The organism is Mesorhizobium tianshanense (assembly GCF_007830515.1).
GTDB lineage: Bacteria > Pseudomonadota > Alphaproteobacteria > Rhizobiales > Rhizobiaceae > Mesorhizobium > Mesorhizobium tianshanense.
Window position 1 is genome coordinate 75,001 of sequence record NZ_VLKT01000010.1, and the last position, 13,535, is coordinate 88,535.

A 13,535-nucleotide genomic window follows, 5' to 3' on the forward strand; every position below is an offset into this window, starting at 1 on the left:
GACAAAGGCTTTGGTGCACGGATTTTTCATCACCTTCGAAGGCGGCGAAGGAGCAGGCAAGTCGACGCAGATCGAGCGGCTGGCCAGCAAGATGCGCGCCAAGAAGTACGATGTCCTTGTCACGCGCGAGCCGGGCGGCTCGCCGGGCGCCGAGGCGGTCAGGCATGTCCTGCTTTCCGGCGCTGCCGAACCATTCGGCCCCAGGATGGAGGCGCTGCTCTTCGCCGCCGCGCGTTCCGATCACGTCGAGCAGGTCATCCGGCCTGCGGTCGAGCGCGGCTCGATCGTGCTATGTGATCGCTTCATCGATTCCTCGCGCGTCTACCAGGGCGTCACCGGTGGCCTCGATCCGGCGTTCATGGGCGCGCTGGAAAGGGTCGCCATTAACGGCATGGTGCCCGATATGACGCTGATCTTCGATATCGATCCGGCCGAGGGACTGCGGCGCGCAGCGGCACGGCGGGGTCCCGATGCCGGCGCCGACCGCTTCGAAAAGGAAACGCTGGATATCCATCAGCGCCGCCGCGAAGCCTTTCTCGCGATCGCCGCGGCGGAGCCAGGGCGCTGCATCGTCGTCGACGCGTCCGCCGACCCCGACACGGTGGAAAATGTCGTCACCGCCGCCGTGTTCTCGGCCCTGGAGACGATGGTGCCGGCGCACAGGAAGCAGGCGGCACCGGGATGATTTTCGAACGGATCGCACCAGAACAGCACGACACGCTGGACGGCGTCCCCGAGCCGTCCGAGACCCCGCGTCTGGTCGGGCACGGCCAGGCGGCGAACATGCTGGCCGCCGCCTATCGCTCCGGGAAGCTGCCGCACGCACTGATCTTTGTCGGACCGGTCGGCATCGGCAAGGCGACACTCGCCTTTCATCTTGCGCATCATCTGTTGAAGCATCCGGCGTTCGCGCAGGCGCCGGATGTTCTTGCCGTTCCTGATCCGGCGTCATCGCTGTTTCGCCAGATCGCCACTGGCGCACATCCTTCGGTGCTGCATCTGACCCGCCCGCCGAACGACAAGACCAAGAGCTTCAAGACGGTCGTCACCGTCGATGAGATCCGCAAGGTCAGCCGCTTCCTGTCGCTGACCTCGCATGACGGCAGTTACCGGGTGGTGATCGTCGATCCGGCCGACGACATGAATGCCAATGCGGCCAATGCCTTGTTGAAGAATCTTGAGGAACCACCGGCACGAACACTGTTCATCCTCATCGTCCATGCGCCGGGCAGCCTGCTACCGACGATCCGCTCGCGCTGCCAGATGGTGCGGCTGACGCCGCTCGATGCCGAGAGCCTGATGACGGTTCTGGAGAACGTCGAGCCACCACCACCGGACGATCCAGCGGCGCGCGCGGCACTGGCCGAGCGGGCAGGGGGCAGCGCGCGCGCCGCAATCCTGTTGACGCAGTATGGCGGGCTGGAGATCGCCGAAACGCTCGACACCCTGGTGACAGCGAGAAAGAGCGATGCCGCCGGCGCCTACCGCCTCGCGGAGGCGGTCGCTGGCCGCGACCAGGCGATCCAGTTCGATATCTTCAATCGCCGGGCGCTCGACCTGCTCTCGACCGGCGCAAGCCAGGCCGCGCTGGCGGGCGATCTGGCGCGGGCCAAAACGCTCTCGGATACTTGGCACGAGGCTTTGAACGCTATATCTGAAACCGACACCTACAATCTCGACAAGAAGCAGCACGCCTTGACCATGATAGACCGCCTGAATTCTGCAATGCGAATGTGACGGCCCATCGGGATGGCAATCGCCGTTTCGATACGATATCTCACCGCGACATCTTCATTCAGACATTCATGACGGTTAATTCATGGCACGCGACACATTCTACATTACCACGGCGATTTCCTACCCCAATGGTAGGCCGCATATCGGCCATGCCTACGAGCTGATCGCCACCGACGCACTCGCCCGCTTTCAGCGGCTTGACGGCAAGCAAGTCTTCTTCCTCACCGGCACTGATGAACACGGCATCAAGATGCTGCAGACGGCGAAGCGGGAAGGCATTCCCGCGCGTGAACTGGCCGACCGCAACTCAGCCGATTTCAAGCGCATGGCGGTCGCGCTCAATGCCTCCAACGACGATTTCATCCGAACTACCGAAGAACGTCACTATGCTGCCTCGCAGGCGATCTGGAAGGCGATGGCTGCCAATGGCGACATCTACAAGGGCGGCTATGCCGGCTGGTATTCGGTGCGCGACGAAGCCTACTACGGCGAGGAGGAGACCGAAGTCCGCGCCGACAATATCCGCTACGGGCCACAGGGAACCGCAGTCGAATGGGTCGAGGAAGAGAGCTATTTCTTCCGTCTGTCGGCCTATCAGGACAAGCTCATCACGCTCTACGAAAGCCAGCCCGATTTCATCGGCCCGGCCGAGCGTCGCAACGAAGTGATGAGCTTCGTCAAGTCAGGATTGAAGGATCTGTCGATCTCGCGCACCACCTTCGACTGGGGCGTGCCGGTGCCCGGTGACGACAAGCATGTGATGTACGTCTGGGTCGACGCTCTGACAAATTACATCACCGGCGTCGGTTATCCAGATGAAAATGCTGACAATTGGCGTTTCTGGCCTGCCGATGCACACATCATCGGCAAGGACATCGTGCGCTTCCACGCAGTCTATTGGCCGGCCTTCCTGATGTCGGCTGGAATCCCCTTGCCGAAGCGCGTCTTCGGTCACGGCTTCCTGTTCAACCGCGGCGAGAAGATGTCGAAATCGGTTGGTAACGTCATCGACCCGTTCGCGATGGTCGAGCATTACGGCCTCGACCAGGTGCGCTATTTCTTCCTGCGCGAGGTGCCGTTCGGCCAGGACGGCAGCTATAGCCACGAGGCCATCGTCAACCGCACCAATGCCGACCTCGCCAATGGCCTTGGCAATCTGGCGCAGCGCTCGCTGTCGATGATCGCAAAGAACTGCGGCGGCGTGGTGCCGAAACGCAGCGAGCTGGCGGAGGCCGACAGGGCGATCCTCGACCAGGCGGTGGAGGCGCTTGCTGCTGCACGCAAGGCGATGGCGGAGCAGGGCATCCACCTGGCGCTGGCGGCGATCTTCGGCGTGGTGGCGGAGGCCGATCGCTACTTCGCCTCGCAGGAACCCTGGGCGCTCAGAAAGACCGATCCGGCGCGCATGGAAACGGTGCTGTGGACGACCGCGGAAGTCATCCGACGCGTGGCGCTGCTGTGCCAGCCCTTCATTCCGGGATCGGCCGCCAAGCTGCTCGACCTGCTGGCTGTGCCGGCGGACAGCCGCGATTTCGTGCATGTCCACGCGGACTATGCGCTGGTATCGGGGGTTGCTTTGCCCGCGCCGGAGGGCGTGTTTCCGCGTTACGTCGAGCAAACGGATGCAAGCGCCTGATGTTGGTCGACAGTCACTGCCATCTCGACTTTCCGGATTTCGCAGAGGAGCGGGCGGCCATCGTCGCCCGCGCTCTAGCCGCTGGAATTGGTCGCATGGTGACGATTTCGACACGTGTGAAGCGGTTCCAACAAGTACTTGATATCGCTGAGTCTTTCGGCAAAGTCTATTGCTCGGTCGGCACCCATCCACACAACGCCGCCGAAGAGCTGGACGTGACTGTCGAGGAGCTTGTCCGGCTGTCCGCTCATCCAAAAGTGGTGGCAATCGGCGAGGCCGGGCTCGACTATTTCTACGATCATGCGCCGCGCGATGCGCAGGCGCAGGGTTTTCGCACCCACATCGCCGCCGCGCGCGAGACCGGCCTGCCGCTGGTCATCCATTCGCGCGACGCCGACAGCGATATGGCTGATATCCTCGAGGACGAAACAGGGAAGGGCGCCTTCCCCTTCATCCTGCACTGTTTTTCGTCCGGGCGCAGGCTGGCCGAAGTCGGCGTGGCGCTCGGCGGCTTCGTTTCCTTTTCCGGCATCCTGACCTTCAAGAATTCGGTCGAGCTGCGCGCCATCGCAGCCGATGTGCCACACGACCGCCTGCTGGTCGAAACCGACGCACCATACCTCGCACCTATACCGTTTCGCGGCAAGCGCAACGAGCCGGCCTATGTCGCGCACACAGCCAAGGTGCTGGCCGAAACGATCGGCGTCAGCGAGGCCGAGATCGCGGCCGTCACCACGAACAATTTCTTCCGGCTGTTCAGGAAGATGCCGCGCCCAAGCGCACTGAGCGCCTGACGCATGAGCGACCGGCTGCGCCTCACCATTCTCGGCTGCGGTTCATCGCCGGGCACGCCGCGCATCACCGGCGACTGGGGCAATTGCAACCCGGCCAATCCGAGGAACCGGCGCATGCGCACCGCCGCACTCGTCGAGCGGATTGCGGCAAACGGCGACAGGACCACTGTCGTCATCGATACCGGACCGGATTTCCGCGAGCAGATGCTGCTGGCATCGGTCAGGCGTATCGATGCGGTCGTCTATACGCATCCGCATGCCGACCATATCCACGGCATCGACGATTTGCGCGGCTTCGTGCTCGAGCAGCGTCATCGCATCGATATTCACGCCGACCAAGCCACCATGCTGCGGTTACGGGATGCGTTCGGCTATTGTTTCGAAACACCGCAAGGCAGTTCCTATCCACCCATCGTCGCGCCTCATATCATTGACCACACCAAGCCCGTGGTGATCGAAGGCGAGGGGGGCACCCTCACCCTTGAGCCGCTGCCGCAGATCCATGGCGACATCGTATCGCTTGGTTTTCGCATCGGCGCGCTTGCCTATTGCCCCGATGTCAGCGATTTCCCCGACGCCACGGCCGAGCGGCTGAGTGGGCTGGACGTGCTGGTCATCGACGCGCTGCAATACAGGACGCATCCGAGCCATCTGTCGCTCAGTCAGACACTCGGCTGGATCGGAAAACTGGCGCCGGGAAAGGCCGTGCTGACGCATATGCATGTGCCGCTCGATTACGCCACGGTGATGGCCGAGACGCCAGTCAACGTCGAGCCGGCCTATGACGGGATGACGATCGAAATTCCTTATGAATCAGAATGATAGGCACGGTTTTTCATGGCTGGCAGCATAGATCGCGTGACCAAGGCAGCGGCCGATGCCTGCCTCGACATCGAGATCAGGCGCATGGGCGCCTCGACGCGCACGGCCGAAGAAGCCGCCGCGCAATGCGGCTGCACGGTTGCACAGATCGTCAAATCACTGATTTTCCAAGGAGAAACCAGTGGAAAGCTGTTTCTGTTCCTGATTTCCGGTTCCAATCAGCTCGATCTCGCCCAGGCTGCCGCGCTAACTGGTGAGCCGCTGAAGCGCGCCGACCCGCGGCAGATCCGCGACGAGACCGGCTTTGCCATCGGCGGCGTAGCCCCAATCGGCCATCTGGTCGCGATCGCGGCGTTCGCCGACGAAACACTGCTCGGCTTTGACCGCGTATGGGCGGCGGCCGGCGCGCATGACGCGGTGTTCGCCACCGAACCACACGCAATGGTCAAGGCAGCGCAAGCTGTCGTGGCGAAGCTGGCAGTCTGAACGAACACGCCGGACCCCTATTCGGCAGCGATGACGATTGGCGCGGGCGGCAGCATGATGTCGCGCGCAACCGGCGCGAACAGCAACTTTACGAAGCTGCGGAAGGCGAGGATCTGGCGCTCGAGAACATGGGGATCGCCGAGCCCCCGCGACATGATGATGCCGCCGTCGACCACGCAGGAGAACATGTTCGCCACGTCGTCTATGTCCATGCCTTCGCGGGCGGGATAAACGCTCGCGATCTCGTTCAGCGCATCGCGAAACCGCCCGTTCCAGGAGCGTACAGCGCCGGCGGCGATGTCGCGAACGTTGCGGTCGAAGAGGCGCTCTTGGTAGGTGAACGTCGCGATCAGGCAGCCGGGGTGGCCGTTCGGCAGGTCACCCATCAGCTCGGCGAGCAGCTTGAGCGTGATCAGGAACGACTGCAACGGATCATCGGACAATTGCCGGCCGCGGTGAAACACATCGTCGAAGATGCGGTCGTTCTCTTCAACGTAGCGCAGCATCAAGGCGCGGGCGAGTTCGTTCTTGTCCCTGAAATGATAGAAGAAGCCGCTCTTGGTGATGCCGGCTTCGGCGATCACTTCCTCGATGGAGGTCGCACCGAACCCCTTGGCAAGCACCGAGGCCTCGGCGATCTCCAGAATACGTTCGCGCGTTTCCGCACCCTTGCGCATGACCGAACCCCACGAATTTACTGTACCGGCGGTATGGTTTTCACACCCGCCAACATCGATGCCGATAGCGGCACTGCTGCTCCTGCGTGGTTATCCATCTGTAATTGCAACGGTTCCCGCTTCGACGGAGCTACCGGACCAGAAGCTCTGTAGTGCACAAGCGGCACGTGCTGCTAAAACCCGGCCATTCCGAACCGGCCGCAACCAAGGCGGCACGGTGTCATCTTACCACTGGAGACAAGCATGGCCAAGTACCGCCAGAATCTGCCGCAACTCGCCAACAGAACATTCCTGAGCGACGGCGGCATGGAAACGACCCTCATCTTTCACGAGGGCCTCGACCTTCCGCATTTTGCTTCATTCACGCTGATGGCAACGCCTGAAGGCCGGCAGAAGCTCAAGGAATATTACGTCCGTTATCTGACCATTGCGCGCAGAGGCGGGACCGGGTTTATCCTCGACACGCCGACGTGGCGCGCTAACCCAGATTGGGGAACCTTGCTCGGCTACGGGCCAGACGCGCTACGGGCCGTCAACGAGGCCTCGATCGATCTTCTTCTTGGCTTGCGCAAGGAGTTCGAGACCGGCGAAACGCCCTGCGTCATCAGCGGCGCGATCGGGCCGCGCGGCGACGGCTATAAAGCTGGCAAGATGGACGCCAACGAGGCGGAAGCCTATCACGGGGTGCAAATCGAGAGTTTCGCGCGGACGGAGGCCGACATGGTGGCGGCCTATACGCTCACTAATTTCAACGAGGCAATCGGAGTGGCGCGGGCGGCCAAGGCGCATGCCATGCCCTGCATGATCTCGTTCACCGTGGAGACGGACGGGAAGCTGGTGACCGGCATGACGCTCGGCGAGGCGATCGACAGGGTCGACGACGCGACGGACGGCGCGCCAGCCTACTATATGATCAACTGCGCACATCCAACACATTTCATGCAGGCGCTGAAAAAGGGCGAGCGTTGGCTCGATCGCGTCTATGGCGTGAAGGCGAACGCCTCTGCCAAAAGCCATGCCGAACTGGACGAATCGGAGACGCTCGACGCGGGCGACCCAGACGACCTCGGGCGGCACTACAGCGGGCTGAGAGCTTCATTTCCGACCATGCGCATACTGGGCGGCTGCTGCGGCACCGACCACCGGCACATCGCGGCGATCTGCGAGGCCTGCGTGCCGCAAGCGGCCTAGGACGAGAGCCGACGCAATCCGCTCCACTGAGTTCCTAGGAACAAGGAACTGCGGTTGGGAGCCGATCTGCAGTCCCATCCTCGATCGGTTCCAGAAGCTGCAACATGACAGGTTGCGGCTGGCCGCTATCGTGGGGGATGCAAAGCTAGGCTTGTCGGTTGGCAAGTCCGCGAGGCAATGAATCCCCCTTTCGTTCGTCACTGCTGTCATGACGCATTGTTGTCTCCGATGCCAGAGAACCAAACCTCTCCATCGCCAACCATCACGCCCTGCCAGTTGGCGAACAGGTTCGGATACGCAGTTTACCACTAAACTAGTACGAGAATTGCGGTTTCGAGCCAAAAAGCAACACGGATTAAACCGCGCGCCAGTTCCATAATCTATCTTATGCGACTGAGTGATGTGGCAGCTAAGGTAAGCTGCTGGCGATGCCGATGATTCCGACGCACCGCCCTCGCTAATCAAGCACGGCCACGGCCTCCACCTCGAACAGCATGCCGTCGAGCGCCAGTCTCGGCACGGGCACCAATGTCTGCGCCGGTAGCGTCTCGCCGAACGTTTCCTTGACGTGCCTGGTCAGCACCCCGAGCTTGGATTGGTCATGATCGACCACGAAGACCGTGAGCTTGATGACCTGATTCGGTTTCGCGCCGACCCCCTCAAGCGCCGTGCGCAGGTTCGCATATGCCTGCCCCACCTGGACCGAGAAATCGGGCGACAGCGAACCGGTGCTGTCTTCTCCGCCTTGGCCAGCGATGTAGGCAATCCGACCTCCGCCGGAAGCGATCACGGCGTGGCTGTAGCCGTTCGGGGCGGGATCGTAGAGGCCTTGCGGATTGACGATGGTCAGCTTGAGATCATTCTCATTCGCTGTCGTCGCAGTGGGAACTCCCATGGTCATGATGATTAGCCCTCCGATAAGCAGATGCGTGATTGCGCGTGACATGATTTTCTCTTGGCTCTGCGGACTGCGAGCAGCGTGCCCTCGCGGCCGGTATGACTGAACTTTAACCCATATCGCCCGATATCGCTGGCCAAGGCGGAGATGACTCGTGCGATGTACGAGTCATCGTATGGTACGCAGTACGAGTCAAGCGTTCAAGATCGACATCCTTCGCGTTGCCGGTCAATATCGACGTTCTGAACAGCGAGGAAGACGGATGGCAGCCAAACGTAGCGGCGCCCGGAGCAAACGATCTCAACGGGTAAGTGAACGGCTCCAGCCCGTGCAGGAGCCGCGCAGTGAACCGCCCCTCTCTCGGGAGCGTATCGTGGCGACCGCGGTAGAACTGCTGGATGATCGAGGAGTCGACGGATTGACGATGCGTGGGCTGGCCGATCGCCTCGGCTCGGGCGTGATGAGCCTATATTGGCACGTCGACAACAAAGAGGATGTCTTTGATCTGGCGCTCGACTCGGTGCTCGAATATCGCGGACCGCCGCAAATAGTTGAGTCTCAAGACTGGCGCGAGGAAGTCGTCCATCTGCTCGAAGACTGGCGCGCCAGCATGCTGCGCCATCCTTGGTCGGCATCGCTGTTGCCGCGCCGGGCGCTCGGCCCGAACATCCTCAGTCGCCTGGAACTGCTGAGCATGACCTTGTCCAGAGCCGGTGTAGCGGACGCAGATCTGAACGTCGCGATATGGTCGCTCTGGAACTATGTGATGGGCGCCACCATCACCCGGGCGAGCTTCGACGTCTCGGACGACGACAGGGCCGCCGCGCAGCAGCGCCTTACACGTCTCAGCGAACGCTACTCGACAATCGAACGCTCTCGTCTGCTGTTGGATAACGATTGGGACGGCGCCTTCCGGAAAGGCCTCGCCTTCCTGCTCGATGGCCTCGCTCCAAGATGAGCGAGCACGATCTGCAACGGATGAAAGACCCTCTTATTTTTGCGTTGATTGGCGCACTTTGTATTAGTCTTGCGACCTTACATGCTAGGATTTTGCCGCCCTTCCGCAAATGACCCCTATCCTGCACCTTCAACACCGAAGTTTCAGCTATCCCATCATCAAGACCATCAAGAAATGACCGCCTCACCTTCCTTTCTCGGCTTTCCCGATCGTCTCGCCGATGCCCGCATGCCCCGTGCGGCGATCTTCGGAGCCGGTCACGGCAGCACTTATCTTGGCAAGGACAGCAGTGACTATGCCTTGGCCGCCGACGCCATCCGCGCTGCGAGCCAGGAAGATGCCGCGCTCGTCGAGCACTGGGATTTCGATCTCGGCGGCCCGCTGTTCTACGGCAAGCCGGCCTGCTGCATCGATGCCGGCGACATCCCGACGACCATGCATGACAATGCCGGCAACCGGGCCCGGATCGAGGCGAAGACGCGCGAGGTCCTGGCATTGCCGGCCGTACCGATCCTGCTCGGCGGCGACGATTCCGTGGTCATACCTTTTCTTGCCGGCTTTGCGGATCACGGGCCCGTCTGGATCCTGCAGATCGACGCCCATATCGACTGGCGCGACGAGGTACATGGCGAACACTACGGCTATTCGAGCCCGATGCGCCGGGCAAGCGAGATGCCGCATGTCGCCGGCATGGTGCAGGTCGGGCTCCGTAGCGTCGGCAGCGCACGCCTTGCCGAGATTGAAGCGGCGCGGCGCTATGGCAGCCGCCTCGTGACCGCGCGCGAGGTTCACGCCCAGGGCGTCGAAGCCGCACTCCGGCATATTCCGGAAGGAGCGCTGGTCGTCGTCACCCTCGACTGCGACGGCCTCGATCCCGGCATCATGCCGGGCGTGGCGGCGCGTACGCCCGGAGGCCTCACCTACACGCAGGTGATCGACCTGATCGCGGGCCTCGGCAGACGGGCGAGGATTGCAGGATTTGACCTTGTCGAGCTCTATCCTCCCGCCGACATTGACGGCCTGTCGGCCCTGACCGCCGCGCGCCTTCTCGTCAATGTGATCGGCACCATCGTCCGGCAGGTTTGAAACCCGGCTTCCTCCTCTTCGCGCAGGCGGGCGGACAGCCGCTGTTCCACCTCATCAGCCGGCTCTACGAGCGCACTCTACCGCTTTTTCAGTTCGATCAATATTTCGTGCTGTGTCGCCAGCAGCTCTTCTTGCAGTTCGAAGAGAGCATCAAGCGCGATCGACCAAGCCGAGCAGCGTCATATTTACCCACAGAGTCGTCCGTGAGACCGCCAGCGTGAGCTTGACGAACGAAGCAGTCGGGTGGCGGAGGTCCAAGAGCCCCACCCGCACCGCGCACTGTCAGAATTCAACATCGCCGAAATCACCGCCATCGTTGAAACCGGAATCGTCGGCCCCGTCGGAACCGCCCTCCTCCGCCTGTTGTGCCGGCGGCTCGGTTGCCTGCGCTTCGCTTCCGCCGAACATGCCCGCGATCGCGTTGCCGAGAAGCACGCCGCCGGCCACGCCCATCGCAGTCTGCGCGGCGCCGGCGAGAAACCCGCCGCCCGCCTTCTGCGGATGATTGCCAGAAAACGGCTCCTCCGGCGCGGCGGCGCCGAACCCGAGTGCATGGCGCCGCTGCCGCCGACGAGGCCGCCAAGTAGTCCGCCACCGGCGGACTGCTGTGTCTGCTGTTCCAGTTCCTCGATGCGGGATTGTGCCGCGTTCAGGGCCCGCGCTTGCACGACGATCGTCTGCGCCATGTAGTATGGCGCGCCGGGTTGCCTGGCAATCAGGTCATTGATGAAGCGTTCCGCTTCGGCATCGCGCGACGGCGTCTGCCGCTCGACACTCGCCAGCTTCTCGAACAGATCCGCGATCGCCTGCTGGTCGTTCCTGTCCATGAGACGCTACTCCGTTATCCAGGTGCGTCGCGCCTAGGCGATTTTCGCGACGCGCTTTAAGTCTGCTTTATTGCATGTCGCTGCAAAACCGCTCCCGCGACATGCATTGATCTGACGCGGCTATTCGCGCTCGCCGGTGAAGTTCAGCAGCAGCTGGAAGATGTTGATGAAGTTCAGATAGAGCGAGAATGCGCCGAAGACGGCGAGCTTCTGCTGCGATTCCGCACCGAAGTTTTCTGCATACTGCTCCTTGATCGTCTGCGTGTCCCAGGCAGTGAGCCCGATGAAGACGGCGATGCCGATCACCGAAATGGCGAACTGAAGCGCGGTCGAGCCGAGGAAGATGTTGACGAGGCTGGCAATCACCACACCGATCAGGCCCATGATCAGGAAGGACGAGAACTGGGTCAAATCACGCTTGGTCGTGTAGCCGTAGAGGCTGGTCGCGCCGAACATGGTGGCGGCGATGAAGAAGGTGCGCGCGATGCTGGTGCCGGTGAAGACCAGGAACACTGAGGCCAGCGACAGGCCCATGACCGCACAGAACGCCCAGAACATCGCCTGAGCGCCGGCTGCGGACATCGTCTGTATCTTGAACGAGAACAGCAGCACGAAAGCGAGCGGTGCCAGCATCACCACCCATTTCAACGGGCTGGAAAAGATCGGCACGTAGAGGGCTGGCGTGGAAGCCACCACAAAGGCGATCACGCCCGTAACGACGAGGCCGATGCCCATATAGTTGTAGACGCGCAGCATATGCTGGCGCAGGCCTTCGTCATAGACGGCCCCGGCTTGGGCTCCGACGCCCGTGCGGTATCCTAGGTTGGGGGTGTTCATGCGAATTCTCCTTGGTGAGGGTCAGTAAAGCGTTTTGGCGAGCGTTTCCGCGGCGCGATCGAGGTCGCGGACATCGCTTCGAGCGACGACCGCGTAGGCGACCTCCCCGACCTGGAAATAAGCCGAGGAAATTTCATCCGAGGGGGCGATGGTCGGCTGGACCACGTCGAACGTTCCGGGCCTGATCGCGAAGAGCGACACCAGTCCCAGGTCCCGTGTTTCGACAGCCATCTCGACGCTCGGGCCGAACTGCGACGGATAGATCTGCACGTCACGGACCTTCCAGTCCTTCGGCAGCGATGGCATGACGATCGCCGTGGCGGCGCGGATTTCGTCCGCATCGTAGTCCGGCGCTTCGAGTTGGGAAGACATGGCCTCGCGCATGATCGTCGTCCTGTGTGCCCGGACCGCCTCCTCCAGATAGACGGGCGGCTGGGTCGAGGCGACGACTTTCGTCACCGAAATCGGCCCGACGATCCCATTCGCCAACCAGCCCGCAGCCACCAACACTGCGACCGTCGCTGCCCGCTGCAACGTGCCTAAAACGCGGCCCCGGGCCAGCCCCCGTTCCAGCCGCCGCGCCGCATCGGCCGTCGCCGGTCGCGCCATGCCCTTGGACCCGGCAAGCGCCATGCGCAGTTCGTCGCGCGTCCTGAGGTCGGACATCACGCGCGCGGCCGCCTCCGGACGGGCGGAAAGAAACGCCTCGACCTCGATGCGGCGGGCAACGTCCAGCTGGTCGTCGACATAGGCGTCGAGGTCGGCATCGGTCACCGGGTCGCGCAATTCGTTCATCACGGACCTCCCACGATCCTGAGGTGGCTTTTCGCACGTACCGGCAATTTGTCCTCCATCTCGCGGAGCGCCGCACGCGCCCGGCCGATGCGCGACATCAGCGTTCCCAACGGCACGCCGCTGGCCTCGGCCGCCTGGCTGTAGGTAAGTCCCTCGATGGCGACGAGATGCAGCGCCGAACGCTGCTCTTCCGGCAATTTGAAAAAGGCTTCGCGCACCTGTGCCAGGCGGACGGAATGTTCCTGAGGGGCCTGCATACTGGCGTCGGCAAGGTACTCGGCCTGCTCGACACGCACCGCTTCAGACTTGCGGGACCGCAAACGGTCGATGAAAGCGTTGTGGACGATCGACAGCAGCCATGCGCGCAGGTTTCCGCCGGATCTGAAGGTGCCGCGCCGCTCATAGGCACGCACCAGCGCGTCATGCACCAGATCCTCTGCTTCGGCGCTATCGCGCGTCAGCGAACGCGCGTAGCGCCGCAGGGAACCAAGCTGCCCTATGATATCGAAGCGTGGCATCGACCCTCTCATGTCCTGTTTACGGAGCATGGCAGGTTTTAATCCCGCTCCTCGAGTTTTTTTCGATCCGGGAAGGTCATCGCCGCTCGGGCTTACCCCCAAGGACAGGCCTCATCCGAGCGGCGGTCACCATCGCATCGCGCCAACCAGCTGAGGGGGTCGACGGCATCGTTCACAATGTCAGGGCGAGGAGATCGTCCGGGATTTCGATGTTTGCACCTGAATTAATTTGTGACGCGGAGAACCCCGAAGATGTCATCTTTCTCGGGCACT

14 protein-coding genes and 1 pseudogene are annotated in these 13,535 nt (G+C 62.3%); 9 read left to right on the top strand and 6 right to left on the bottom strand.

From position 1 onward, the window contains the following. Window positions 1–10 precede the first annotated feature (10 nt). From tmk to IQ26_RS10060, 6 genes are all read left to right on the top strand, one after another. The gene (tmk, locus tag IQ26_RS10035) at window positions 11–685 is read left to right on the top strand and encodes a dTMP kinase (RefSeq protein ID WP_145716400.1); all 675 of its coding nucleotides are present in this window, start codon (window positions 11–13) and stop codon (window positions 683–685) included. Next, on the top strand, window positions 682–1,737 hold the full coding sequence (locus tag IQ26_RS10040) for a DNA polymerase III subunit delta' (protein WP_145716402.1): 1,056 nt from the start codon (window positions 682–684) through the stop codon (window positions 1,735–1,737). The genes tmk and IQ26_RS10040 overlap by 4 nt, the downstream gene beginning before the upstream one ends. A gap of 82 nt (window positions 1,738–1,819) precedes the next feature. Further along, window positions 1,820–3,373: a methionine--tRNA ligase gene (metG, locus tag IQ26_RS10045; protein WP_145716404.1), complete on the top strand. Its 1,554-nt coding sequence runs from the start codon at window positions 1,820–1,822 to the stop codon at window positions 3,371–3,373. After that, window positions 3,373–4,167, top strand: coding sequence for a TatD family hydrolase (locus IQ26_RS10050; protein ID WP_145716406.1), 795 nt, complete (start codon window positions 3,373–3,375; stop codon window positions 4,165–4,167). Before metG ends, IQ26_RS10050 begins: the two co-directional genes overlap by 1 nt. Before the next feature lie 3 nt (window positions 4,168–4,170). After that, window positions 4,171–4,989, top strand: coding sequence for an MBL fold metallo-hydrolase (locus tag IQ26_RS10055; RefSeq protein ID WP_145716408.1), 819 nt, complete (start codon window positions 4,171–4,173; stop codon window positions 4,987–4,989). Between the two features lie 15 nt (window positions 4,990–5,004). Next, window positions 5,005–5,475 carry a YbaK/EbsC family protein gene (locus tag IQ26_RS10060; protein ID WP_145716410.1) on the top strand — a complete coding sequence of 157 codons (471 nt, stop codon included), beginning with the start codon at window positions 5,005–5,007 and terminating at the stop codon, window positions 5,473–5,475. 17 nt (window positions 5,476–5,492) lie between these two features. Here the strand turns inward: IQ26_RS10060 and IQ26_RS10065 are convergent, their stop codons facing one another. Then, entirely contained in the window at window positions 5,493–6,152 is a 660-nt protein-coding gene (locus IQ26_RS10065) for a TetR/AcrR family transcriptional regulator (RefSeq protein WP_145716412.1), read from the bottom strand. Between the two features lie 243 nt (window positions 6,153–6,395). Between IQ26_RS10065 and IQ26_RS10070 the strand changes: the two genes are divergently transcribed. Continuing rightward, window positions 6,396–7,343, top strand: a complete 948-nt coding sequence (locus IQ26_RS10070) for a homocysteine S-methyltransferase family protein (RefSeq protein WP_145716414.1) — start codon at window positions 6,396–6,398, stop codon at window positions 7,341–7,343. A 457-nt stretch (window positions 7,344–7,800) separates the two neighbouring features. Here the strand turns inward: IQ26_RS10070 and IQ26_RS10075 are convergent, their stop codons facing one another. Continuing rightward, the gene (locus IQ26_RS10075) at window positions 7,801–8,289 is read right to left on the bottom strand and encodes a RidA family protein (protein ID WP_145716416.1); all 489 of its coding nucleotides are present in this window, start codon (window positions 8,287–8,289) and stop codon (window positions 7,801–7,803) included. Window positions 8,290–8,503: 214 nt separating this feature from the next. Between IQ26_RS10075 and IQ26_RS10080 the strand changes: the two genes are divergently transcribed. Then, window positions 8,504–9,199: a TetR/AcrR family transcriptional regulator gene (locus IQ26_RS10080; RefSeq protein ID WP_145716418.1), complete on the top strand. Its 696-nt coding sequence runs from the start codon at window positions 8,504–8,506 to the stop codon at window positions 9,197–9,199. A gap of 174 nt (window positions 9,200–9,373) precedes the next feature. Next, entirely contained in the window at window positions 9,374–10,285 is a 912-nt protein-coding gene (locus tag IQ26_RS10085) for an agmatinase (protein ID WP_145716420.1), read from the top strand. Between the two features lie 282 nt (window positions 10,286–10,567). Here IQ26_RS10085 and IQ26_RS10095 read toward each other — a convergent pair. The 4 genes and pseudogenes from IQ26_RS10095 to IQ26_RS10110 all read right to left on the bottom strand — a co-directional run bounded on the left by IQ26_RS10095 (window position 10,568) and on the right by IQ26_RS10110 (window position 13,262). Further along, window positions 10,568–11,112: pseudogene (locus IQ26_RS10095) on the bottom strand (DUF2076 domain-containing protein). A 120-nt stretch (window positions 11,113–11,232) separates the two neighbouring features. Beyond that, complete coding sequence (locus IQ26_RS10100; RefSeq protein WP_145716424.1) at window positions 11,233–11,949, bottom strand: Bax inhibitor-1/YccA family protein; 717 nt, start codon at window positions 11,947–11,949, stop codon at window positions 11,233–11,235. A 21-nt stretch (window positions 11,950–11,970) separates the two neighbouring features. After that, a complete protein-coding gene (locus tag IQ26_RS10105; protein ID WP_145716426.1) occupies window positions 11,971–12,744 on the bottom strand; it encodes an anti-sigma factor family protein in 774 nt (257 codons plus the stop codon). After that, window positions 12,744–13,262 (bottom strand): sigma-70 family RNA polymerase sigma factor, encoded by a 519-nt coding sequence (locus IQ26_RS10110; protein WP_240547050.1) that lies wholly within the window; start codon window positions 13,260–13,262, stop codon window positions 12,744–12,746. Before IQ26_RS10110 ends, IQ26_RS10105 begins: the two co-directional genes overlap by 1 nt. Window positions 13,263–13,535 lie beyond the last annotated feature (273 nt).